General features: G+C 59.9%; 16 protein-coding genes. 10 read left to right on the top strand and 6 right to left on the bottom strand.

From position 1 onward, the window contains the following. Positions 1-43 precede the first annotated feature (43 nt). The 3 genes from LF252_RS20210 (at position 44) to LF252_RS20220 (ending at position 1,617) form a co-directional block, all read left to right on the top strand. Positions 44-544 (top strand): hypothetical protein, encoded by a 501-nt coding sequence (locus tag LF252_RS20210; RefSeq protein WP_226271404.1) that lies wholly within the window; start codon positions 44-46, stop codon positions 542-544. 83 nt (positions 545-627) lie between these two features. After that, entirely contained in the window at positions 628-843 is a 216-nt protein-coding gene (locus LF252_RS20215) for a hypothetical protein (RefSeq protein WP_226271405.1), read from the top strand. Positions 844-915: 72 nt separating this feature from the next. Beyond that, positions 916-1,617: a metallophosphoesterase family protein gene (locus LF252_RS20220; protein ID WP_226271406.1), complete on the top strand. Its 702-nt coding sequence runs from the start codon at positions 916-918 to the stop codon at positions 1,615-1,617. An 86-nt stretch (positions 1,618-1,703) separates the two neighbouring features. Here LF252_RS20220 and LF252_RS20225 read toward each other — a convergent pair whose 3' ends face one another. From LF252_RS20225 to LF252_RS20235, 3 genes are all read right to left on the bottom strand, one after another. Beyond that, positions 1,704-2,510, bottom strand: coding sequence for a hypothetical protein (locus LF252_RS20225; RefSeq protein ID WP_226271407.1), 807 nt, complete (start codon positions 2,508-2,510; stop codon positions 1,704-1,706). Between the two features lie 113 nt (positions 2,511-2,623). Beyond that, a complete protein-coding gene (locus LF252_RS20230) occupies positions 2,624-3,136 on the bottom strand; it encodes a hypothetical protein (protein WP_226271408.1) in 513 nt (170 codons plus the stop codon). 132 nt (positions 3,137-3,268) lie between these two features. Beyond that, the gene (locus tag LF252_RS20235) at positions 3,269-5,494 is read right to left on the bottom strand and encodes a beta-1,3-glucanase family protein (protein ID WP_226271409.1); all 2,226 of its coding nucleotides are present in this window, start codon (positions 5,492-5,494) and stop codon (positions 3,269-3,271) included. 361 nt (positions 5,495-5,855) lie between these two features. On the opposite strand from LF252_RS20235, the gene LF252_RS20240 reads away from it, so the two are divergent. From LF252_RS20240 to rpiB, 3 genes are all read left to right on the top strand, one after another. Further along, positions 5,856-7,148, top strand: coding sequence for a serine hydroxymethyltransferase (locus LF252_RS20240; RefSeq protein ID WP_226271410.1), 1,293 nt, complete (start codon positions 5,856-5,858; stop codon positions 7,146-7,148). Between the two features lie 143 nt (positions 7,149-7,291). After that, the gene (gene tatC, locus LF252_RS20245) at positions 7,292-8,149 is read left to right on the top strand and encodes a twin-arginine translocase subunit TatC (protein WP_317197875.1); all 858 of its coding nucleotides are present in this window, start codon (positions 7,292-7,294) and stop codon (positions 8,147-8,149) included. A 109-nt stretch (positions 8,150-8,258) separates the two neighbouring features. Next, positions 8,259-8,687 carry a ribose 5-phosphate isomerase B gene (gene rpiB / locus LF252_RS20250; protein WP_226271411.1) on the top strand — a complete coding sequence of 143 codons (429 nt, stop codon included), beginning with the start codon at positions 8,259-8,261 and terminating at the stop codon, positions 8,685-8,687. A 90-nt stretch (positions 8,688-8,777) separates the two neighbouring features. Here the strand turns inward: rpiB and LF252_RS20255 are convergent, their stop codons facing one another. The 3 genes from LF252_RS20255 to crtD all read right to left on the bottom strand — a co-directional run bounded on the left by LF252_RS20255 (position 8,778) and on the right by crtD (position 11,754). Further along, entirely contained in the window at positions 8,778-9,389 is a 612-nt protein-coding gene (locus LF252_RS20255; protein WP_226271412.1) for a TetR/AcrR family transcriptional regulator, read from the bottom strand. A 69-nt stretch (positions 9,390-9,458) separates the two neighbouring features. Next, on the bottom strand, positions 9,459-10,142 hold the full coding sequence (locus tag LF252_RS20260; protein WP_226271413.1) for a carotenoid biosynthesis protein: 684 nt from the start codon (positions 10,140-10,142) through the stop codon (positions 9,459-9,461). Between the two features lie 112 nt (positions 10,143-10,254). Further along, positions 10,255-11,754 carry a 1-hydroxycarotenoid 3,4-desaturase CrtD gene (gene crtD, locus LF252_RS20265; RefSeq protein ID WP_226271414.1) on the bottom strand — a complete coding sequence of 500 codons (1,500 nt, stop codon included), beginning with the start codon at positions 11,752-11,754 and terminating at the stop codon, positions 10,255-10,257. Positions 11,755-12,242: 488 nt separating this feature from the next. On the opposite strand from crtD, the gene LF252_RS20270 reads away from it, so the two are divergent. The 4 genes from LF252_RS20270 to LF252_RS20285 all read left to right on the top strand — a co-directional run bounded on the left by LF252_RS20270 (position 12,243) and on the right by LF252_RS20285 (position 24,096). Beyond that, a complete protein-coding gene (locus LF252_RS20270) occupies positions 12,243-16,244 on the top strand; it encodes a galactose-binding domain-containing protein (protein WP_226271415.1) in 4,002 nt (1,333 codons plus the stop codon). 152 nt (positions 16,245-16,396) lie between these two features. Continuing rightward, a complete protein-coding gene (locus tag LF252_RS20275; RefSeq protein WP_226271416.1) occupies positions 16,397-18,268 on the top strand; it encodes a cellulase family glycosylhydrolase in 1,872 nt (623 codons plus the stop codon). 35 nt (positions 18,269-18,303) lie between these two features. Then, positions 18,304-20,307 (top strand): 7TM diverse intracellular signaling domain-containing protein, encoded by a 2,004-nt coding sequence (locus LF252_RS20280; protein WP_226271417.1) that lies wholly within the window; start codon positions 18,304-18,306, stop codon positions 20,305-20,307. 654 nt (positions 20,308-20,961) lie between these two features. Then, positions 20,962-24,096, top strand: coding sequence for a SusC/RagA family TonB-linked outer membrane protein (locus tag LF252_RS20285; protein WP_226271418.1), 3,135 nt, complete (start codon positions 20,962-20,964; stop codon positions 24,094-24,096). Positions 24,097-24,107 lie beyond the last annotated feature (11 nt).

Raw genomic sequence — 24,107 nt, forward strand, 5'->3', positions numbered from 1 at the left:
ACTTACCCAGTACTCTCCCTCCCACTTCAACCCCGAGGAAACCATGGCTATTGACCCCAAAGACCGCCCCGTGCGCGTCATCAACGACGATACCACTGAACAGGAAATGGCTGCGGGCCACATCACGCCCGGCGGCGACCCACCCAAGAACGAAGCCGCCCGCGGGGGCTTCGGCAACCGGGAGGGCAAAGAAGGCTACGGCACCGACAGCGGCACTGGCATTTCGGCCGTATCGGTGAACGAGGATACCGACAAGATTGAGCACCCCGCCGATAACATGCGGACCTCCGACGAAGGCCGCCCCGACCGCCCCAACCAGGATTTACCCGCCGACGAGGACCCGGATCTGGAAGCCCGCCGCCCCGTGGATGAGCTGGACCTGGACGATGACCGCCCCGGCCGCGACGAAATGCAGAACCCTAACTCTCGCGTAGGCATGGGCCAGATGGAGCCCAAAACCGGCACCAACGCCGACCTGGCCCGCCAGGGCACTAACGCCGACCTAACCGACCCCGACGCTTCCGACACGGCTATTATCCAGTAACGGAAGCCCAGCTGCGGCTGGCCAATTCGCACTTGCTTCTCTCCCGCTCTTCTCTGTGAAAACAAACAAAAACACTCCCTGTCATGCCTTACAAAAGCAATAACACCAACCAGCAGTCCAAGGAAAACCACGGTAGCCCCACCCAAAGCGAGCAGCCCAAAGGCACTGGCAATTTGCCTGTGAATCAGCGGAGCGAGGCCGAGGAAAACCGCTTGGCCGACGAGGCCCAGGACGCGGGCCAGCGCCACCCCAACCGCAACACCGAAAAGCCCGACCTGGACAAGCCGGCCTATAACTAAGCTGAGCACTACCTGTAAAAAGCACCTGCCCTGGCAGGTGCTTTTTTGTGTAACCTATTCATCTGCTGACCCATGGCCCGCTACGTTACCACCGATTTGCACGGCTGCCTGCAGTCCTTCCAGCACTTGGTAGAGCGAAAACTGAAGCTGCGCCCCCAGGACGAGCTGTACGTGCTGGGCGACTACGTGAACAAAGGCCCTGACACCCGCGGTGTGCTCGACTACCTGATGCAGCTGCCGCAACAAGGCTACCACGTAGTGTGCCTGCGCGGCAACCACGACCAGGAATTGCTTGACGCCGCCCAAGGCAACGCCACCCTCACTTGGGCCTCGGCCACTGACCGTCAACTTACCCTGAGCAGCTTCGGCGTGGAGCGTCCCGAGGATATTCCCACCCCCTACCTGCGCTGGATTCAGGAGTTGCCGTACCAGCTGGAGGTGCCAGGCTGGGTGCTGGTGCATGCCGGTTTCAACTTCCGGCTCCCTCCCGCCGAAATGCGCCGGAACTGGCACACCATGCTCAACATCAAAGAGTTTGTGTTTGATGCATCCCGCTTGGAAGGCCGCCGCTTGGTGCACGGCCACGTACCAACCCCCACCGCGGAAGTAGAGAAGCGGGTAAAAGCCCACGCTGGCGCCATCGGACTAGACACTGGCTGTGTGTATCGCCACAACCCGGGGCTACGCCATTTAGCCGCCCTCAACCTAGATACCGAGGAGCTGACGTTGCAGCCCAACATCGAACCTGATTACCCGATTGGTGTAAGAGGGTGATGAAGTAAAAAGGGATGAGGTAAAAGGTGAGGCGGACGTTTGCTGTCTGGCCTCACCTTTTACCTCATCCCTTTTTACTTCATCACTTATTCCTGTGGCAGAGCATCGGAGCGGAGCAGCTGGCGGGCAGCGTCCTGGTAGGGGTTGCGGGTGTCGTTGGCTACAGACCGCAGGGTATTGCGGGCTGCGGTAATCTGCTGGTTGCGCCAGTAGGCCATGCCTAAGTGGTAACGGGCCCGCCCAGCCAGCCGGGAGCTACTTTGCATGGCCACCCGGCGCAAAAACGGCTGAGCTGCCCGAATCTGCTCCGGCTCGTTTTGGCTAAGCAAGAAGATGCCGTTGTAGTATGTGAGTGTATCCTGCCCAACGGTGCTGGTGGGCACTCGCCGCAAGGTGTACAGCGCTGGCGTGTAATGCTCGTCGCGGTACTGGCGCATGGCTTCCGCTAGCAACGGGCGCTGGTTTTCCCGAATTACATCATCGGCCAGGCCCGCATCGGGTACATAATAGCGCGCCCAGGCAGCCTGCATATTCGGGGCGGCCGGCCGCATCAGAAACCACCATATCAACAGAACAGCTACCAGACTAAGTCCGGCTACTAATGCCCACTGCCGTTGCGTCCGGCGCTGGCGGCGCTTGATCCGCAGTAAGGCCTCCTGCCGCTGGTCAAGGCGCTGGTCCAGAGCGAGTAACCGTTGATACAGCGTTTCGTGCCCGGCCACCCAGCGCAGGTCGGCCGCCAACTGCTCGTACGACTGATAGGCTTGGTAGAGTACCGGGTCCTGCTCCAAGCGGGCTTCAAAAGCATCCTGCTCAGCGGCTCCCATCTGGCCATCGGCAAAGCGTTCCAACTCATCGAGGTAGGGGCGCAGGTCAGAAGAAGGCAGGGTCATTGAGGCAGCGGTGCGGAGGTCGGGGAAGACACCAGTTAGAATTACCGGTGCGGCAGAATCAGAAGAAGAACAGGAATTTTGGCTTCTAAGCTACGCAGAAGCCGGCATAGCCGCTAGCCAGCTGCGGTTTCGGTACGCAGCCGCAACTCGTAGAGTTTGCGCAGGCAGATGGATTTCTGCATTCGGGCCACATTGGCATTGGCAAAACCCATCTTGCCCGCTACTTTCTCAAAGTTGTAGCCCCGGAAGTAAAAATACATTAACATCTTCTGCGAATCGAGGCCCAGCTGCCGGAACAGGCCCAGCAGCCGCTGCCGCCGCCCAGCCTCAGCCAGGGGCAATACGGCAGTCGTACGGGCGGCCCGTACCTGCTCATCGGCCATACCGTACACGTACGCCCGCAGATCGGGGGGCAGCTTGGTTAGGCGGCCGTCGGAAACCTGGTCATAGAACTCTACCAGCACCGTGCGCAGCAGGTCGTGGGCCTTGGGGGCTGAGAGTTGGTACTGCCGACGAGCCCAGCGGGCAAACAGGTCACGGTTCTGCTCATAGAAAGTAATCAGAAACGACTGGTTACCGACGCGCAGGCTGGTCAGGACTTCGGCAAGCTGCTGGGGAGAGTTCATACAGGCAAGATACGAGGGAAAGGGCGTTTGGTAACACTTGCCCCCACTGGGCTGCTGGTGGGGTGGCTCTGCAAACAGAAAGGCTGCCCCAAGTTGGAGCAGCCTTTCAACAAACCTAGGCAGTGGCAAGGATTACTTCAGGAAGCGGTGTACCGTCGTTTTACCATCGGGCCGCAGCACTACCAGCGAGTACATACCATTTGGCAGCTTGGCCACATCTACCGCGCCTCGGCCCAGCGTGCCGGTGGCCAGCGTCTGGCCCTGCTGATTCACGATGCGGTACTGGCTGCCGGCCAGCGAGGTTGCAGACGTCAGCTCCAGCCGGTCCACCACCGGGTTGGGGTACAGGGCCAGCGCCGGTTGCTCGGCATCCTGCTTAGTGGTTACTGCCGACGTGGTAGCCATGCGGGCGGCCGTGCTGCTTTTGGTGATGCGCACCCAGTTGATGTTCCAGCCACCCGTCTGCGCGTAGATGCCAAAGTTGTAGGTACCCGCGTTGATTGTCACCGTTTTCGACACGGTAGTCCAGTTCTGCCAGCCACCGGTACCCGGAATAGTGGAGTTACCAAACTGGATGCTACTAGCGTTCAAATCCGAAGAGATGGTGCCGCCGCTGCCGCCGCTGGCCACGCGGTACTCAATGGTGTAGGTGCCGGTGGTGGGGAAATTGATGTTGTTCCATACCAGGTAGTCGCCGGCATCTACGTAGCCCATGTTCTGGCCCCCACCAGTGTCGGTGCAGGTCTCCACCGTCATGCCGTTGTTCACGTTGGCCGCTTCGGCCTGCAGCGTTACGCTGAAAGTAGAGTTGGTAGTGGCCGCGCGCACTCGCACGGAGGTAGCCTTGTCGTTCCAGTTGCTGGTGCCCAGGGCGTTGTTCACCAAGCAGCTGTTGCCGGCGCTGCCCACCGTAAGGGAAGCCCCGGTGTAGTTGTCGTTTTCGTACAGCACTACCTCGTAGCCGCTGTTCACCTTGAGCGAGGATATGTCGTCGTTCAGGATGCCGCGGCTTTGCAGAGCGCTCAGCGTGTAGTCGCCCACGGGCAGGGCTACGGCGGTGCCCGTGTAGTTGCAGTCCTTATACATGGTGGCCACGCCGCTGCTCGGCTGCCCCAGGCCCACAAAGCCCCCGAAGGTGGCTACCACTTTAGTGGGCTGGGGCGTGTGCAGGGTGGAGGATTGGTCGTTCACGTCGTCGTAGGCGAATCCGTAGCTCAGGTTATCCACGCTGATGCCGCCCTGGTGCCAGAACTTGGAGTAGTAGTTGGCCGGGGCCGCGGCGTAGTAGGCGGCCGCGTTGTACCAGTTCTGCTGGCCGGGGTTGGTCGTGGTGGTGTTCACCACGTGGCGGTTGATGGCCGCGCACAGCTGCGACTGTACTACCAAGTCACAGTCCCCGTCGCCCACGCGGTTATCGAGGGCGCCCTTGCCTTCCAGCACCTCTTGCGTAGTGGGCTTGCGGGCCACAATGCCCGTGCGCCCGGCAAAGCCGCCCGACTGGCCCACCACCGTGAGGCGGCCGTTGCTCACGCGGCCCTTGAACACGCCCGCGTCGCCGGCGTAGAAAATCAGGTCCTCGTTCACGTATTTGCTCCAGATGGCGTCAATGTAGGAGCCGAAGTAATTGGCCTGGGCCCCGCCGCTCTGAAACTGCGCCGATTTGCCAGGACAGGTAATGGTGCCGGCCGTGGCATTGCGCAGGCCCTGGAACTCGGTAGGCGCGAAGCTCTGGTAAGCGGCCAGAATATCGGCGTGGCTTTTCTGCTCGCCGGCCCGCTTGTAGAAGCCGTTGCCCCACAGCTCCAGGCCCATGGGGTAGTTGTAGGAATCTACCCGCGTGGTGTTGCCGAAGAAGCCGTACTGGTTGTTCGTCAGCTCGATGAATTCGTAGCGGATGCCCTTGTTGGGGTCGTTGGGGTTTTGGAAGTCGGGGGCGGCGTAGCCCGAGGGCGCGCCCGAAGACCCGAAGAAGTACAGGTACAGCTGCTGGCCCTGCGAAATGAACACCCGGCAGCCCGCAATGTAGGGCAGCGTGAACGTCTTGTTCGGAATGTTGCTGAGCTTGGTAAAGCAGGCGGCGTACTTGGAGTTCTGGCCCGGTCCGGTGTTGCCATTGTAAGTTGGCCCCGTTACGGTGTTGTACGAAGAGGACATGGGCAATACCTGCCCGTTGGCGGCGTTAATCCAGACGTGGTTGCCCGAGCCGTCAATACCCACAATGGCCACGTACAAGTCCGTGTCGGCGTAGGGCGAGTTGTTGGCAATGGTGAATGGAATGCTGCCCTGGGCGCGGCCCAGTAGCGGAAGCAGGCTGCCCAGTACCAGCAGGCACCAGGCAAAAAGAGTACGGTTTCTCATAGGGTAGGAATTGGGTTGTGGAAAAGAAAAAAGCACGAACCGTTCTGCGGTAAAAGCAGGAACGGCCCGCCAAAATACTGGCTTCCACTACCCCGCAACAGTCTCTTTTTTCGGCCGTTACTCCCACTTTAGCGGTACTTCACACGCTCCGTTGGGTTAGCACACACGCCCAGCTTCCCCCGCAGCCACGGGCAGCCGTTGGCCACCCAAGCGGCCGCACTTACGGCACACGCAGCCCGCACCTATGCCCCCCGGCAATGCCGAAATTTTGTACCGGCCTGCAGCTCCTACCTGTTCGGGCGACCCTCATCTACTGTCGAAGCCTGTTCGGGCCTCACCTTTTCCGCTTACCTTTGGCCGTATGGAAACGCACGCCCCTACTCGCACCCTTGATACCGCCGTCTTCGACCTGATTCAGAAGGAGAAAGAGCGGCAAACCCACGGCCTGGAACTCATTGCCTCCGAGAACTACGTTTCGGAGCAGGTAATGCGCGCCCAGGGCTCCATCCTCACCAATAAGTACGCCGAGGGCCTGCCTGGCAAGCGCTACTACGGCGGCTGCGAGGTGGTTGACCAGATTGAGCAACTGGCCATTGACCGGGCCAAGGAGCTGTTCGGGGTAGAGTGGGTAAACGTGCAGCCCCACTCCGGAGCCCAGGCCAACGCCGCCGTGATGCTGGCCGTGCTGCAACCCGGCGACAAAATCCTCGGTTTCGACCTCTCGCACGGCGGCCACCTCACCCACGGCTCGCCGGTTAACTTCTCGGGCAAGCTCTACCAGCCCAGCTTCTATGGCGTGGAGCCTGAAACCGGCCTCATCGACTGGCAGAAAGTAAAGGAAACGGCCCGCCGCGAGCAGCCCAAGCTCATCATCTGCGGAGCCTCGGCCTACTCCCGCGACTGGGACTACCAGGCCCTGCGCGAAGCCGCCGACGAAGTAGGCGCCTTGTTGCTGGCCGATATTTCGCACCCCTCGGGCCTCATTGCCAAGGGCTTGCTGAACAACCCCTTCCAGCACTGCCACATCGTAACCACCACCACCCACAAAACCCTGCGCGGCCCCCGCGGCGGCCTCATCATGCTGGGTAAGGACTTCGAAAACCCCTTCGGCTTGAAAACCCCGAAAGGCGAAATCCGGATGATGAGCAGCCTGCTCGACGGAGCCGTATTCCCCGGTACCCAGGGCGGCCCGCTGGAGCACGTAATTGGAGCTAAGGCCGTGGCCTTCGGTGAAGCCCTCAGCGACGCCTACACCGACTACACCCACCAGGTAATCCGCAATGCCCAGGCCCTGGCCAACGGCTTCCTGGAGCGCGGCTACCAGATTATTTCGGGCGGCACCGATAACCACCTGATGCTGATTGACCTGCGCAGCAAGGGCCTCACCGGCAAGCTGGCCGAAAACACCCTCATTAAGGCCGACATCACCATCAACAAGAACATGGTGCCCTTCGATGATAAGTCGCCCTTCGTGACCAGCGGCATGCGCATCGGTTCGGCCGCCGTAACTACCCGCGGCCTCCGGGAAGCCGATATGGCCCGCATCGTGGGCTTTATTGACGAGGTGCTGACCCACAACGCCGACGACAGCCGCATTCTGCGGGTGCGGGGCGAAATCAACGAGTGGATGCAGCAGTACCCGCTCTTTTCGTAATCAATGCGTGAGTGAGCGAGTTGTAAATAGGTGATTGCGCAAACGTATTGAAGCAACGGGCCTAACATCCTGTTGGCCTCCTTTTACGTTTGTCTTTCCGCTCCCCACCACTTCGCTCATTCACTCATTCACTTATTCACTCAGTGAACCAACCTCAACCTGCGCTGGGCGACCAGCAGGAAATGTCCTTTATTGACCACCTGGAGGCGTTGCGCTGGCACGTTATCCGGGCGGTTATTGCCGTGGTACTCTTTGCTACGGGCGCATTCTTTGCCAAAGACTTTCTGTTCCACGACCTGATTCTGGGCCCTTCGCGCCCCGATTTCTGGACGTACCAGACGCTATGCCGCATTGGCGCGGCCCTGCACACCGATGGGCTGTGCGTGAATGAACTAGGCTTTGTGATTCAGAACCGCGAGATGAGCGGGCAGCTTTCCATGCACCTGAGTTCGGCCTTTATTGTGGGGCTGGTGCTAGGCTTTCCTTACCTGTTCTGGGAAATCTGGCGCTTCATTAAGCCGGGTCTGTATCCGCACGAGCGGGCCAACTCCCGCGGGGCGGTGTTCTTCGTGTCTATTCTGTTCATACTAGGGTTGCTGTTCGGCTACTACATTGCCGCGCCCATGAGTATCAACTTCCTGGCCGGCTACGTGGTGGACCCTACCATCGAAAACCAGATTGACATGCAGAGTTACATCAGCACGCTCACCACCATGACGCTGTCCTGCGCCTTCGTGTTTGAGCTGCCGATGATTGTGTTCTTCCTGGCCAAGGCCGGGCTGATTACGCCCGAAATCATGCGGGTGTACCGCAAGCACGCCATTGTGGTCATCCTCATCATTGCGGCCATCATCACTCCGCCCGATATTTCGGCCCAGCTGATTGTAACGGTACCTATTATGCTGCTGTATGAGCTGAGCATCAATATTGCCCGCATTGTGGGCCGCTCACGCACCGCCGCTCTCAACGCCCAACTGGCCGAAAACCAGGGAGTAGCCTAACCGCTCAAATGCAAAAACGAAAGGTGCCGATGTTCAGCTTACACAGCTACATCGGCACCTTTTGTATGTTCTGTCTTTTCGCCTTCCTTCGACCATCAATACCCTTCCTATGAAACTTGCCATCGGCTCCGACCACGCCGGCTTCGAATACAAACAGATGCTGCTAGAGTGGCTGCGCGACAACGGCTACGAGGTGCAGGACTTCGGTACCCACTCCGCCGACTCGGTAGACTACCCCGACTACGTGCACCCGCTGGCCCTGGCAGTGGAGCGCGGCGAGTTTGAGCGTGGCATTCTGCTGTGCGGCTCCGCCAATGGAGTGTGCATCACGGCCAACAAGCACCAAGGCATCCGGGCCGGGCTGGCCTGGGAGCCGGAGGTAGCCTCCCTCATCCGCCAGCATAACGACGCCAACGTGCTCTGCATTCCGGCCCGCTTCGTGAGCGAGGAAACGGCCCGCGCCATCACCAGCCAGTTCCTGAACACCGCCTTCGAAGGTGGCCGCCACCAAACCCGCGTGGATAAGATTAGCTGTTAGATAGAGCGTAGTAAACAAACCAAAAGGAGCGGTGGTGCAGACATATAGTGTCTTTGCCCCACGGCTCCTTTTGGCTTTATACCCTTGCTCTTACATTCGGTCGAACAGGGGACCTACCAGCCGCAGGCCGGCGGTAGTGCACAGGCCCCGCACGTAGGGGCCGCACACGTTGCGGTACACATCGGCCAAGTTGAAGTATTCGGTAGGGAAGTACTGCTCGTTCACTACCAGCCCAAACAGAGCCAGCAGCACGTGGGCCGTAGCGCGGGCATCTAAGTCGGCGCGAAACTGGCCTTCCTGGATACCTTCCTGCAACAGCCGAACCAGCAGTGGCTGAGTATAGGCGGTCAGATACTCCTGAATAAGGGCCCAGGATTCCGGAAAACGGTCCCGCATCACGTGGTAGTCGTGGTGGGGCGAGCGGCGCAACTCGTGCAGGCTATGGTGCAGCAATGCCAGCAGGCACTCGGCGGGAGTGGCCAGATTAGCCAGCAGCTGATCGTGCTCCAGGCGCTGGCGCATGAGGTTGCGCTGCGTAACGGCCCGGAGCAGCTCGGCCTTGGAGCCGAATATCTCCCGAAAACCAGCCGGAGAGAGGTCGAGGGCCGCGGCTAGCTGCTCTTCGTGCACCAGCCCCACGCCTACCTGGCGAAACAACGTATTGGCGCGGTCGAGCAGTTGGTGGAGTACAAGTTCCTCCATAGAACAGGCAAAAAATTGATGCTAAATTCCTATCCGCACGGTCCGACGTTGCCATAACGCCGCAGTGGCTCAGAGTAGCATACCCAAGCCAAAGAAAAATAATAGCTGCACCAGATATACGAAGGGCACCAAGGGATTACGCTTGTCGAACTCCACCCGGTTGAAATACACCTGCAGAATAAAGCTGACGGCCAGCCAGCCTTTAAAATTCAGCAGGGGAATCACATCGTACTGCCAGCGCCAGAAGTCGTACCGGACGGCTACGGGCTCGATGCAAATATCAAGCCCAACCATAAGCAGGGCCGCCACCACCGCCCGCAAAATATCGGGCAGCGGCAGGTAGCGGGCCAGAATACCGGCCGAATACGTGAGCATCAGCCAGTTTACCCCAATCATGAGGGGAACATCCAGCCACTTCAGCCCCAGGGTAGCCCCATACTCATATTGCCCAAACAGCAGCCCCGTACGAATGCCTACCACTTCTACCAGAAAGCCCACCACCATGGCCACCACGCAGAAGCTCCAGAACGCCGGGGTGCGCCGGGGCTGAAACGCCAGCAGCAGCCCTAGGGTAAGCAGCAAATTTAGCGGTACAAACCGCAGGTAGAAACCGGGGTCCTGCGAGAAGGCCAGCCCCAGAAAGCCGGTGACGTGAAACAGCAGCAGAATACCCTGCGCCCAGCGCAAACGCCGCGTCTGCACATCGGAAAGGGCCGTGGCCGGCGGGGAGAGTTGTTGCGTAGGTTCGGGCATGGAGAGCGTGAGGAGAAAAGCAGTAAAAGGCCGAATAGAGTTCCGGATGGAAGCAGCAAACTGATGCCACCTGCTACCCAGTGTGTCAGCTATACGTTTTCTCTTTTCCTTTTTACTGCTTGATAAGATCAGAAACGATTTGGGCCGAGAGCAGGCACAGCGGGATGCCACCGCCGGGGTGCACCGAGCCGCCACAAAAGTACAGCCCTTCCAGTTGCCCCGAGAAATTGGGATGCCGCAGAAATGCCGCCAATGGGTTGTTGCTGGAGCTGCCGTAGAGCGCCCCCCCAAACGACGAGGTGCGCGTCTCGATTCCCGGAGGGTCCCATACGTGCTCGGCCCGGATGAGACTGCCCACGTCGGTACCCAAGGCTTGGCTGACGCGGCTGAGCACCGCCGCGCGGGTGCGCTCTACCAGCGCGGGCCAGTCCTGGCCCTGGTGGTGGGGTACGTTCACCATCACAAACCAGTTTTCATGGCCGGGGGGCGCATCGGTGGGCGTGTGGCCCGAGGTGATGTTGACGTACACCGTGGGGTCGTCGGCAATGGTTTTCTCTTGGAAGATGGCCTCGAACTCCCGCTTATAATTCTGAGAGAAGAAGATGTTGTGTACCCCCAATTCCAGGAAGCGCCGGGCAATGCCCCAATAAAAAATCAGGGCTGAGGAAGAGCGGGGCTGGCTAAGGGTACGTTCCGGGGCGGGCTGCGTGGGTAATAGCCGCCGGTAGGTAGGCACCACATCCATGTTGCTGACCACCAGGCTGAAATCATATACATCTTGGGCGGTCCGTACGCCCGTCACGCGCCTGTCAGCCGTCAGGATTTCCAGCACTGGCTCCTGGTAGCGGAACTGTACGCCCAGCTCTTCAGCCAGCCGCACGAGGCTTTGGGCAATGGCGTAAATCCCGGCTTCGGGGTAATATGCTCCCAATCCGTGCTCCAGGTGCGGAATCAGGCTGAGCGTGGCCGGGGCCTGGTAGGGGTCGGAGCCGTTGTAGGTAGCAAACCGGTCGAAGAGCTGCACCAGGCGCGGGTCTTTGAAAGCCTGAGCGTGGTGCTGGTGCATGGTGCTGGTAAGGCCCAGCTGCGGCAAAGCCGCCAGGGCTTTCAGCACCTCGGGACTCAGGTAGGTGCTGGCTTTGTGCAGGGACTTTTGCAGAAAAGTACCGGCCGTAGCCTCGTAGACCCGGCCGCTGCGGCGCAGAAACCGGAGTACTTCAGCAGCAGACACCTGCAGCTTTTCCTCTACCTCCCGGGCAAACCGCTCCTCATCGGCCCAGGCCGTTAGGCGGGTACCATCGGCGAAAAAGTACTGCGTAATGGGGTCGAGGCGCTGGTAGCGGAAATAGTCCTGGGGGTTGCGGCCGGCCAGTTGAAACAGCTCATCTACCAGGTGGGGCAGCGTGAATAAGGATGGTCCCCCATCGAAGCGGTAACCACCGGGCAGTTCCAGCTGGTGCATCTTACCACCGAAGGACTCCTGCGCCTCAAACACTGTAACGCGGTGCCCTTGCGTAGCTAGCCGTACTGCCGTAGCTATACCGGCAATACCTGCCCCAATAATGGCAACAGGTTGGGAAGGACCTTTTGGTTTAGAGCGAAGAACAGCCAAGTGCGGAAGCTAAAATGTAGGCAGGAGTAAATGCCCCTACGAAGAACGGAGTATCCGGGCCGGTAACACAACCCACTTTCCGGAAATGTTTGTGCGCGCCGGGGCTGCGGAAGCCGTAAGTTGGCCAGCTTGAAAAATAATTGCGCAGAAGGCACACTTTTTTTACGTGTTGTGTAGCCGCCCCTTGGGGTAATAGCCCCTGCGCATCTTAACCGGCCGGCTGGGCTTTTTGCGTGTGCAGTAAGTGTATAACTGCGCGTGTGATGTAAAGCAAAAACACCGTTTCTGGCTTGTAGGCAAGGATTTATACCTTGATTTTCTAAATCACACCCCATTACATTTGGTCAGGTGCTGGCACAGTTATTCTCCGCTTGTCGTTGCTAGCTGACGCGGGAAGTTCCGGCCCGGCACCCATTCTGCTTACCGCTTCACTTCTCCCCAGGAACGGAGCGGCCCTTGCCCTATCTACCAAAACACCCACACATTTCATGGAAATTTCTACCGCTTCCCCGGGCCGTTGGCTCGGGCGTTGGGCACGGCTTACCCTGGCCTTGGGCCTGGGTTGGGCGCTGCTCCCCGCCACCGCCCAGGCTCAGTGCAATCAGCTGGTCTGGCAGGATGAGTTCAACACGGCCGGCGACCTGAGTAAATGGCAGGTGTACGATGGTGACGGGTGCGCCGAAGGCAATTGTAACTTCGGCAACGCCGAGCTGCAGGTGTACCGCCCCGCCAATGCCACCGTAACGGGCGGCTACCTCAACATTGCCACCCGCTACGAAAACTCGGTGCAGAATGGGCGCACCTACAACTACACTTCCGCCAAGCTGCTTTCCAAGCAGGCCAGCGGAGCCCTCCAAACGTTCCGGTACGGCCGCATTGAGGCCCGCATGAAGCTGCCCTCGGCCCAGGGCATTTGGCCCGCCTTCTGGATGCTGGCCGACCCCGGCAACTGGCCCTATACGGGCGAGATTGACATCATGGAGGCCAAGCACAAAAACCCCAAAAGCACCAGTGGCACCATTCACTACGATGCGGGCGGCTGGCACTTCACCGGACGCGACTACGTGGGCACCGTGGATCTGTCGCAGGATTTTCACGTGTACGCCGTAGAGTGGAGCCCCGACCAGATCAAGTGGTTTGTGGATGGAACACTGTTCCACACGGCTTCGCCTAAAACTACCACGGGCGGCTCCTGGCCCTTCAACGACGGTAACTTCTACATCATTCTGAATACGGCCGTGGGTGGCCCCGGCACCGGTTTTACGGGCTACACCAACCCCACACCCTCCGACTACCCCGTGACCACCCAGGTGGACTACGTGCGGGTGTACAAAGGAACTTACAACTACGCCGTGCTGGGCCCCGACCAGGTACACCAGGGCGACCAGAACAAGACCTTCCGGCTGGATGCCATTACGGGCGGCACCTACACGTGGTCGGTACCCAGCGGAGCTACTATTGTGAGTGGGCAGGGCACCAACGCGGTTCAGGTAAACTTCAGCAGCTCAGCGGCCAGCGGCAACGTAACGGCCTCGGTGGCCGTGAGCGGCTGCGCCACGGCCACGTACTCCAAATCTCTGACCGTAACGCCGGCCCTGCAGCTGGACCGTGTGTACGAAGACTACGAGAGCAACCGGGTGGTAACGTACGGCACCATTACGGGCACGCTCACCCAGGCCGTTGCCAACCCTTCCACGGTCATCAACACCTCGGCCAAGGTGGGGAAGTACGTGCGCAATACGGCTGAGCAGTACGACGTGCTGTACGTGAAAAACCTAGGCATCGGCAACGCCAACGACTTTGTGGCGGGGCGGCGCAAGGTGTTCGTGGATGTGTATTCCACGGCCCCGGTGGGCAGCAAAGTGACCATGCAGTTCGAGAACAGCCAGGTAACTACCTCCACCAACTTCCCCTCGGGCCGGCACAGCGCCTACCGCGCCTATACTACCCGCCAGAATGCCTGGGAAACCCTGGAATTTGAGTTTGAGAAGAGCCTCGACGCGGGCACCAACATCTTCTCCATCGACAATGTGGCTTTCCTGATTCAGCCTGCCACCAACTCCGGTGCCACGTTTTACCTGGATAACCTCCTGATTAAGAAGCAACCCGAAGCCGCCGTAGTTTCTACGGAAGTACTGCAGAATTACGACGGCACGGCTAAGCTTACCTTCAACGCGGCCAGCACCAACGGCGCGTACACTGCCCCCACGGCTAACCCCTCGGCAACGGGGGTAAACACCACCGCCAACGTGGCCAAGTACGTGCGCAACTCCACTCAGCAGTACGACGTGCTGTTCTTCGACGCCGGCGCTCCGGGTACTGTAATTCAGGATGCGGGCCTGTTCAAGAACCAGACGTACCAGCTGCAGGTAGACGTGTATACCTCAGCCCCGGTGGGTACGCCCATCAACATTACGCTGCAGAATAAGGCCGCGGCGGCCGGTACCAACAGCTACCCGGCCGGGCGCAACAGCACCTACCTGGCCAACACAACCAAGCAAAACCAGTGGGAAACCCTCACGTTTGCCTTCAACACGGCCCCCGACGCCGGCACGGCCAACGTGGCCATCGACCAGCTGGCCATCCTGTTTAACAGCGGGGCCTATACCGGCGAAACGTACTACCTCGATAACATTCGGATTGCCAAGAAGGCTACCCCGACGTACTCGGCTGGCACCACCTTCGAAAACTACGACGCGGTACGCAACCTACCCCTGCGCACGGCCAACGGTACCTACGTTGCGGCGGCCACCAACCCCTCGGCTACGGGCATCAACACCTCGGCCAAAGTAGGGCAGTACACTCGTAACTCGGCCTCGCAGTACGATGCCCTGGCCCTGGCCAGCACCCAGATAAAGGACGGCAGCGCCTACGTGGCGGGCCAGAAAGTATTTGCCCTGGACGTGTACACCTCGGCTCCGGCCGGCACGGTGGTATCGTGGCAGCTGGAAAGCAGCACGTCATCCAACCCCAACAACTATCCTACCGGCCGCCACAGCATCTACCAGGCCGTGGTGAAGCAGAGCAACGCCTGGCATACGCTCACGTTCAGCTACGCCAACTCCCCCGATGCCGGCACACCCGATGCGGACGTGGACAACGTGGTGCTGCTGTTTGCACCCAACTCCACCACCGGCACGGTGTTCTACATCGACAACCTGCGCAGCCTCACGGCCAGCACGGCCCCCTCAAACGTGGCGCCCACCGTTAGCCTGACCTCTCCAGCCAACGGCGCCACCTTTACGGCCCCGGCCAGCATCAGCATCAGCGCTAACGCCGCCGACTCGGATGGCAGCATCAGCAAAGTGGAGTTCTACCAGGGTACCACGCTGCTGGGCACAGCTACCACCAGCCCGTACAGCTACACCTGGAGCAATGTGGCAGTCGGCACCTATAGCCTCACGGCCAAAGCCACCGACAACGCCGGCGCTACCACTACCTCGGGGGCGGTGAGCGTAACGGTAGGCTCGGCGCCCACCGCCACCAACCTGGCCCTCAACAAGCCCACCTTCACTTCCTCCACCGAAAACAGCGGTACGCCCGGCTCGGCCGCCGTGGATGGCAACACCACTTCTACCCGCTGGAGCAGCACTTTCGCCGACCCGCAGTGGATTTACGTGGACCTGGGCGCCAGCTACAACGTGAACCGCGTGAAGCTGACCTGGGAAGCCGCCTACGGCAAGGATTATCTGGTGCAGGTGTCTCCGGATGCTACCACCTGGACCACCATCAAAACAGTAACCGGCAACAGCACCCTCACCAACGACCACACCGGCCTGACCGGCACCGGCCGCTACGTGCGGATGTACGGTACGGCCCGGGCGGTTATCAACGGAGCCAGCTACGGCTACTCCCTCTATGAGCTGGAGGTGTACGGCACCGCCGCCAGCGGGGGCGGCACCGGCAGTACCGCCTGCACCGGCACCGTGGCCAACGGCGACTACAGCTATGAGGTATCGACCACCAATGGCACTGTGAACTGGAAGTTTATTCCGCTCAGCCCCATTGCCGGCAGCACCATGGCCCTGATTTATGTGAAAGTAGGCACGGGCGGCTACGCGGGCTACAACATGACAGCCGCGGGCAGCAACTTCACTTTTGCCCAGGCCCAGGCTACTGGTGCAGCCTTGTCGTTCTACTTTACCTACCGCGTGGGCGCTACCACTGCAGAGCGCAACTCCAGCGCTACCCCGCACAGCTACACGGTTGGCACGTCCTGCGCTGGTCGTACGCTGGCTACTGCCCAGGCGGCTACTCCGGAAGCCCGCCTGTATCCCAACCCGGCCAGTACTCAGCTGATGGTGCCCACAGCTGGCACGGGCACTATCACCATTACCGATGCCGTGGGCCGGGTAGTACTTACGCAGGCAGTAGCTGCCAGCCCAACGCTAACCACTGTGGATGTGCACGCTCTGCGCCCGGGGCTCTATTTCCTCACCCTGCGCAACACCAGCGGCCCAGTTACGGTGCAGCAGTTCGTCAAAGAATAACCTCCGCCAGCGGCCGGCTCCGCTGCAACGGCACCGGCCGCCTATGGCGGAACAGCATTACACGAGTGAGAAAAAGCGGAAACGGGGCGGGGTTTCTCCGCCCTGTTTTTTTCTCTTCCCCTTGCCCTCTCCTTCTTTTAATCTTTACTGCTATGATTTGCCGCAACCGGCCGGTACCGGGCCAACGCAAAGCGTCTGTTTTTCTTGGGTGTATAGGCTTGCTAAGCGGCTTGTTGGCAGCCGCCAGCCCGGCTAGCGGGCAACAGCTCAGCCCGCTGCACGCGGCCGGCCCCAAAACTGTGGATGCCAACGGCCACGAGGTGGTGCTGCGGGGGTACAACGTGGGTGGCTGGCTGCTCCAGGAAAGCTACATTCTCGATACGGATACCTTGAACAGCCAGTGGCGTATTAAGCAGGGTATTCTCCGGACTGCCTCCGAGGCCGAGATGGAGAAGTTCTACCGCCAGTATCGGCAGCAGTTCATCACCAAGGCTGATATCGACTTTCTGGCCCGGCAGGGCTTTAACTGCGTCCGACTACCACTGCACTACGACCTGTTTCTGACCCCGGAGCAACGCCACGCCCGCACCGAAGTAATCCGGGACCCGAAGAACGACCAAAAGCTGACGGCCTACGTGCAGCAGCTCAGCCAGTGGTACGATAAGGGCCAGCTCTTCGCCACACCCCAGAAGCTGGACGGTATCCGCTTCATTGATGATGTAGTGAAGTGGTGCGCGGCCAACAACATGTACGTGGTGCTGGACCTGCACGCGGCCCCCGGTGGCCAGGGCACCGACCGAAACATCAACGACAACTTCCGGCCCCTGGATATGTGGAAGCGGCGGGATGCCAAGGGCCGTCCGATTTACCAGGATATTACCGTGCGTCTCTGGGAAATGCTGGCCGACCGGTACCGCAACCAGTCGGCCATTGCTATGTACGACCTCATCAACGAGCCGCATAACCTGAACGTGGCTAATGGCATGTCGGCTGATAATCAGGAGCTGAATACGTTCTATTCTCGGCTGATTGATGCCGTACGGGCCCGAAACGACCAGCACCTGATTATGCTGGAAGGCAACGGCTATGGCAATGAATACACCAACCTCACGCCCGATAAGCTGCATGTAAAAAGTACTGCCAACCTTGTGTATAACGCTCACCGCTACTGGTGCCCCAATACGGCCGAGGCCACCGACCCCAACCCCAACCAAATCAACCTGCTCACCAACCTGACGGCCTTCCGCGACAAGTGGCAGGTGCCCGTATGGGTGGGCGAAACCGGCGAAAACTCCAACGAGTGGTTTGCCGCCGCCGTGCAGGGCCTCAACGAACGGGGTATTGGCTGGGGCCACTGGAACATCAAGCGGGTTGATTCCGGCGCGGGCCTGCTCCGCGTAGCCCCCTACGGCAGCATCCTCACGCCGCAAGGCCGGGCTGCGCTACTGCGGAATGCGCAGTTTGCCAACTGCCAGGTAAACCGCGACGTAGCAGCTGCCCTTACGCAGCCCGCTGCCCGTCAGCCTTTTACTCCGTTCTCCATTCCGGGTACTATTCCGGCCACCGACTATGACCTGGGCCGCGACGGTATAGCCTATCACGACGACTTCTCGGCCCGTACTGATTACCGCGACTATACCCCCACCAACAAAGGCGGCGCCTACCGCAACGACGGAGTAGACATAGCCAAGTGCCCCGACATGCCCAACGGCTTTGCCGTACAGCAGCTTACGGCGGGCGAATGGCTTGCGTACACTGTTACGGTAACTGCCCCCGGTAGCTACAAGGCCGAACTACACCTCCAGCCTGGCCCTGACACCGGCCGCATCAGTCTGAAGCTAGGCGACCTGGCCGTTGGCACGGCGGTAGTACCAACCAGCGCTGACTGGACTACCATCACCCTAAACACGCCTACCTTGCCTGCTGGCCAGCATACGTTACGCGTGCTGGTTGACGCGCCCATTCAGCAGCTGGGCTGGCTGCGCTTTTCCCCAGTAGCCCCCGCTGGTGGTGCCGGTGAGTAATTAAACACTGCGGTTTTCGTACCTTAGAAGCTGCCATGAAGCCTGTATCCCCCCAACTCCCACCGCGTCGGGCTACCTGGTTTTCTTTCCTGACGCTCAGCAGCCTGCTGTTTCTGACCTTCTTGTGCCCAGCCGGGGCGGCTCCCCGGTCGGCTGATACTCTGCGGGTAAGCTCGACCCTAGACGAGCTGTTTGTAGATCCATCCTTCTATAGTGTGCTGGAAGACCCCACCGGCCAGCTCACGTTTGACCAAATACGCCAGCCGGCCCGAGCCCGCCAGTTTCGGGCTGGCAACCTGCTGCCCACTACCACCATGGACCATCCGGGGGCAGCCTACTGGATGCGCCTGATTATTCGGGCCAAGGGGCCGCTGCAGCAGCACTGGTACCTGGAAATGTTCGACTCCCACCTCAACCACGTGGAGTTCTTTCCGGCCGATGGTGCTGCTCCTACCATCACCGGCTCCGACCTGCCCCTGTTCACGCGCAAGTTCCCCTATAAGAACTTCCTGTTCCGCCTGCCCCTGCAGCCCAACCAAACCCAGACCTACTACCTGCGGCTGCAATCCAGTTCCAAAACCACTTTTCTGAGCCGCCTGCGCACCGAGCAGCCCTTGGCCAACCATTTTCAGGCCGAGTATGGGCTGCTGGGCGGCTTCTATGGCATCCTGCTGATTATGGTGGTGTACAACCTGTGCCTCTACCTGTTCATTGGGGAGCAGACGTACCTGCGCTACGTGCTCTACGTGCTGAGCTGCAGCCTCGTGTTCCTGTCGGAAGATGGCCTCGGCTTTCAGTACCTCTGGCCCGACTACCCGGCTCTGAATGAATTGATTGTCGCCGGTTCCCCTATCCTGCTGCTGCTCACATTCAGCTACTATGCCCGCCAGTTTCTGGATATGCCCCTGCGGCTGCCGCACTTCGACCGGTGGGTGCGGGGCGTGGTTATCCTAAGCGTGGTTGGGCTGGTGATTGACGCTCTGTGGCTGAATTCCGGCTGGGGCTTCTGGTTCTATCTGCTGCCCTACGGCCTCATTTACTACGCCGCCGTGCGGGTGTGGCAGCGCGGGCAGCGCACAGCCCGCTTCTTCCTGCTGGCGCATGCTTTGGTGGCTATCAGCGTTGGCTTCCTGATTCTTAGAAAGCTTGGTATCAGCACGTTCACCAACACGGCCACGGTGTATAGCATGAACGTGGCGTTTGTAATTGAAGTGGTGGTGCTGTCCTATGCCCTCGGCGAAAAAATCAAGGCTATCAAGGATGCCACCATTCGGGCCCAGGATAAGCTGGTAAAGCAGCTGCGCAAGAAACATGCGGTACAGCAACAGTTGGTAGAGCAGCTGCAGCACAATCAGGAGTTGAAAGACCAGCTGAACACCGAGCTGGAAGGGCTGGTAGCCCAACGCACCGATGAGCTGCGCCTGCAAAGCGACACCATTGCGGCCCAGAACCGGGAACTGCTACAGGCCAACGGGCTGCTGGCGCTGCAATCGGCGGCCATTGAGAAGCTCAACACTGAATTGCAGCGCGACTTGCAGGAGGTGAAAACGGCTCGGGTGCTCTCGAAAGAAGTGGACTTTGGCGAATTCAGCCAGATTTATCCCGATAAGGATGCCTGCCTCTCTTACCTGGCCAACCTGAAATGGGCTGATGGCTACCACTGCCGGAAGTGCGGCCACGAAAAGTATTGCGACGGCCGGGAGCCCCACTCCCGCCGTTGTACCAAGTGCCGCTACGTAGAGTCAGCCACGGCTTACACGCTGCTGCAAAAGTGTAAGTTCTCTATTATCAAGGCTTTCTACGCCGTTTTCCTTATCTATACCCACAAGGGTAACTACTCCTCGCAGGAGCTTTCCCGCCTGCTCGATTTGCGGCAGGGTACCTGCTGGAGCTTTAGCCAGAAGGTGCTGGAAGCTATGCGCCGCCGCCGCCTCGCCCCCGATTTTGATGAGAACGAAGGCTGGACGCACGTGCTGCTGGATGCCACTAGCACGGAGCCTGAGGAGAGTATCAGTACCGAATCGGCGGCACACGCTTAAGCACCGTATTGTAGAACTTTTGGGTCACAATTCCAGCCTTATAGGCCCGGAATTGTGACCTTTTCTGTTGTTGCGTATCCGGTAGCCCTCTGCTCCACACTATCGGGTATCCCGCTGTTCGGCTGTCTGTTACTCATTGCCTGCCATGGCCGCTTACGCCCCGTACCCGCTGCAACCCGATGGCAGTAGGTAAGTGGACACTTTTTTTGCGGCATTGATGCAAAAAAAGTGTCCCTAAGGTCAATTTATTTGATTGTTTTTTACGTGCTACGCCCGCCTTTGCCGAAGGGCCGCAGGGCTCTATACGGGCCGTAAGTGCTGGGTAGCGCGTGTGCGCTAAGTGTATAGACGGATTGTGCAATAACATTAAAAACCGCTTTTTCAGGCCGTACAGGCAGTTTTTGCTATTGCTTTTCCGAAACAAGGTCGGATATATTTGAGTGCTGGCTTTCCACTTTACTACGCTCACATACAGGTAAAGCACTTCCCAAGATAAAAACCGTGGCCAGCCTGCTCCCCTGCTCCGCCCCTCCTGCATAAGTTAAGTGAATCCCAGCGGAGCCCCAGTGTTTTCCCGGCAGCTGCCTCACCCCAAGACGCGGCAAGCCCACATTTTTTTCACCTGCTTTTACTTCCCTCAATTCCCACACATCCATGAACCAATACCTCTACACTCAGGCGCTGCGCCGGGCAATGTGGCTGGCGGCCTGTGGGCTGACAGCAGCACCCGCTCTGGCTGCCGCCCCGGCCACCTCCCTGAACGCTGCCAAGCTCCTTACCACCCCGCTGGCCGACGTGCCTGTGTCGGGTCGGGTAACCCAGGCCAACGGCGACCCGCTGCCGGGCGTTACCATTATCGTCAAGGGCACCACCCTGGGCACTACTACGGATGCGGATGGTCGCTTTAGCCTAAATGTCCCGGAAAACTCCACGCTCATTATCAGCTACGTGGGCTTTACCCGCCGGGAAATACCCGTTACGGGGGCTAACAGCAACCTGACGGTTTCTTTGGCCGAAGACACCCGCGCCCTGAGCGAGGTAGTGGTAGTAGGCTATGGCACCCAGGAGCGCGGCAGCGTAACGGGGGCCGTATCATCGGTATCGGCGCGGGAAATTGCCTCGCAGCCCGTGGCCGACGCTACTCAGGCCCTGCAGGGTCGGGCGGCCGGTGTTACCGTAACCTCCAATGGCGGTGCCCCGGGTGGCGCGGCCGGTACTTCTATTCGGGTGCGGGGGATTACCTCGGCGGGCAACAACAACCCGCTGTACGTAGTGGACGGCTTCCCGCTGCCAGAAGGCGGCGAGAACCAGCTGAACGCCATCAGCCCCAACGACATCGAGACTATTGACATTCTGAAGGACGCCTCGGCCACCGCCATTTACGGGGTGCGGGCCGCCAACGGGGTAGTTATCATCACCACCAAGCGCGGCAAAGCTGGCACCTCCACCATCAACCTGGATGCCTACCGCGGGGTGCAGCAGGTGTGGCGCAAGCTCCCGCTGCTAAACGCGCAGGAGTACGCCGTTATCAACAACGAAAACCGCATTGCCGCCGGCGAGCCTATTGTGGTGGACCGCCTGCGCGACCCCGCTTCCTTGGGCGAAGGCACCAACTGGCAGGATGAAGTGTTCCGCCGGGCTGCCATTCAGAACTACTCCCTCTCGGCCACGGGTGGCTCTGATAAGGCCCGCTTCGCCGTATCGGGTAGCTACTTCCAGCAGGACGGTACCATTATTGGCTCCAACTTTGAGCGCTTCACGCTACGGGCCAACGGCGACGTGCAGGTGAACAAAATCCTGAAGCTGGGCAACAGCATCTCGCTCACCCACCTCTCCGACCGTCAGATTACCACCAACAGCGGCGAGTATGGCACCGTGCAGCAGACGTTGCGCATTCCGGCCATTATTCCCGTGTACCGCCCCGATGGCTATTACTACGAGCCCCGCGGTGCCCAGGACAACTTCATTGAGGAGAACCCGCTGGCCAACGCCACCCTGGCCAACCGCCGCTTCACCCGCAACCGGGCCCTCACCACGGTATTTGCCGAGCTGGAGCCACTGAAGGGCCTCACCTTCCGCACCAACATCGGGGCCGACTTCATTTTCGACAACTACAACTCCTTCCAGCCCACGGTACCCGAGCTGCGGGTGGGCAACGAGGTATACAGCACCCGCTACAACCTGGCCGGGGCCTCGGCTACCTCGTCGTACGCGCCCAGCTACCTGATTGAAAACACGGCCAAGTATGACCACCTGTTTGCTGACAAGCACCAGGTAACGGTGCTGCTAGGCCAGTCGGCGCAGTGGTTCAACTACAGCAACGTGGAGGCCTACCGCACCGGCTACCTGCGCAACGACCTGCAGGTGATTAACACCGGCCCGCTGAACACTTCCCTGGCCAACGCGGGTATCATTAACCCCACCTCGCACCTGGCCAGCTACTTTGCCCGCGTGAACTACGAGTTTGCCGGTAAATATCTGTTCCAGGGCATTGTGCGCTACGACGGCTCGGGCGCCTTTCAGCCCGGCAACCAGTTCGGCTTCTTCCCGGGCGTATCGGCCGGCTGGCGCATCTCGGAGGAGGATTTCCTGAAGGGCAACCGCGTGCTGAGCAACCTGAAGCTGCGCGTGGGCTACGGCAAAGTGGGTAACCCCAACAACGCCGGCCGCTTCGCTTACCTCTACTCCATCAACTCGCAGATTTCGTATCCCTTCGGGCCTAACGGCACCATTCAGACGGGTGCTGCCCCGACCCGCCTGGCCAACCCCGACCTGCGCTGGGAAACCAACAACCAGACCAACATTGGTATCGACCTGGGCTTCCTGGACAACCGCTTTGAGGCCACCATTGACCTCTACGACCGGACCTCGCCTAACCTGATTGCCCCTGTGCCCGTGTCACTGGTATCGGGCACCTACGAAGCCGTAAACCGCAACGCGGCCAACGCTTACAACCGCGGCGTAGACTTCTCCTTCACCTCGCACAACGTGCAGGGTACGGGCCGCGCCCTGAGCTGGACCACCACCCTCAATTTCTCGGCTTACAAAACCAAGCTGGAGTCGTTGGGTGTAGGGCAGCCCTACGACGGCCTTGGTGGCCTGAGCGGCGTGATTGTGCGCTACGACAAGGGGGTACCTTTCGGCTCGTTCTACGGATACGTGGCCGACGGCCTGTTCCAGACGCCGGAGGACGTGAAAAACCACGCCACCCAGAGCGGAGCCGCGCCCGGCGACATCCGGTTTAAAGACCTGAACGGCGACGGTGTAATCAATGCCTCTGACCGGAAGTTCATTGGCAACCCCAACCCCGACTTCACTTACGGCATCAACAACACGCTCACCTTCGGGGGCTTCGACCTGAACATGTTTATTCAGGGCTCCCAGGGCAACGATATCTACAACCAGAACCGCTACATTCTGGAAAGCCCGCTGTATGGCAACAGCAGCGGCAGTAAGCGGGTGCTGGACCGCTGGACGGGCCCCGGCACCAGCAACGAGGTGCCCCGCGCCATTGCCGGCGACCCGAACCAGAACCTGCGCGTGAGCTCCTACTTCGTGGAGGATGGCTCCTATCTGCGCATTAAAACCCTCACGCTGGGCTACAGCCTGCCTACGTCGCTGGTTAGCCGCGTGGCGGCCAAGCAGCTGCGGGTGTACGTGACGGCTCAGAACCTGCTGACCCTCACCAAATACACCGGCTACGACCCCGAAGTGGGCTCGCGCGGTGTTGACCTGGGCGTGTACCCGCAGCCGCGGGTGTTCTTGGCCGGCGTAAACTTTGGTTTCTAAGCGGAATTTAC

The organism is Hymenobacter pini (assembly GCF_020421205.1).
Classification (GTDB): Bacteria; Bacteroidota; Bacteroidia; order Cytophagales; family Hymenobacteraceae; genus Hymenobacter; species Hymenobacter pini.

What these genes read in the sequence shown, in the direction of transcription:
- LF252_RS20210 (WP_226271404.1), top strand. Translation starts at nt 44, where the DNA reads ATGGCTATTGACCCCAAAGACCGCCCCGTGCGCGTCATCAACGACGAT.
- LF252_RS20215 (WP_226271405.1), top strand. Translation starts at nt 628, where the DNA reads ATGCCTTACAAAAGCAATAACACCAACCAGCAGTCCAAGGAAAACCAC.
- LF252_RS20220 (WP_226271406.1), top strand. Translation starts at nt 916, where the DNA reads ATGGCCCGCTACGTTACCACCGATTTGCACGGCTGCCTGCAGTCCTTC.
- LF252_RS20225 (WP_226271407.1), bottom strand. Translation starts at nt 2,510, where the DNA reads ATGACCCTGCCTTCTTCTGACCTGCGCCCCTACCTCGATGAGTTGGAA.
- LF252_RS20230 (WP_226271408.1), bottom strand. Translation starts at nt 3,136, where the DNA reads ATGAACTCTCCCCAGCAGCTTGCCGAAGTCCTGACCAGCCTGCGCGTC.
- LF252_RS20235 (WP_226271409.1), bottom strand. Translation starts at nt 5,494, where the DNA reads ATGAGAAACCGTACTCTTTTTGCCTGGTGCCTGCTGGTACTGGGCAGC.
- LF252_RS20240 (WP_226271410.1), top strand. Translation starts at nt 5,856, where the DNA reads ATGGAAACGCACGCCCCTACTCGCACCCTTGATACCGCCGTCTTCGAC.
- rpiB (WP_226271411.1), top strand. Translation starts at nt 8,259, where the DNA reads ATGAAACTTGCCATCGGCTCCGACCACGCCGGCTTCGAATACAAACAG.
- LF252_RS20255 (WP_226271412.1), bottom strand. Translation starts at nt 9,389, where the DNA reads ATGGAGGAACTTGTACTCCACCAACTGCTCGACCGCGCCAATACGTTG.
- LF252_RS20260 (WP_226271413.1), bottom strand. Translation starts at nt 10,142, where the DNA reads ATGCCCGAACCTACGCAACAACTCTCCCCGCCGGCCACGGCCCTTTCC.
- LF252_RS20270 (WP_226271415.1), top strand. Translation starts at nt 12,243, where the DNA reads ATGGAAATTTCTACCGCTTCCCCGGGCCGTTGGCTCGGGCGTTGGGCA.
- LF252_RS20275 (WP_226271416.1), top strand. Translation starts at nt 16,397, where the DNA reads ATGATTTGCCGCAACCGGCCGGTACCGGGCCAACGCAAAGCGTCTGTT.
- LF252_RS20280 (WP_226271417.1), top strand. Translation starts at nt 18,304, where the DNA reads ATGAAGCCTGTATCCCCCCAACTCCCACCGCGTCGGGCTACCTGGTTT.
- LF252_RS20285 (WP_226271418.1), top strand. Translation starts at nt 20,962, where the DNA reads ATGAACCAATACCTCTACACTCAGGCGCTGCGCCGGGCAATGTGGCTG.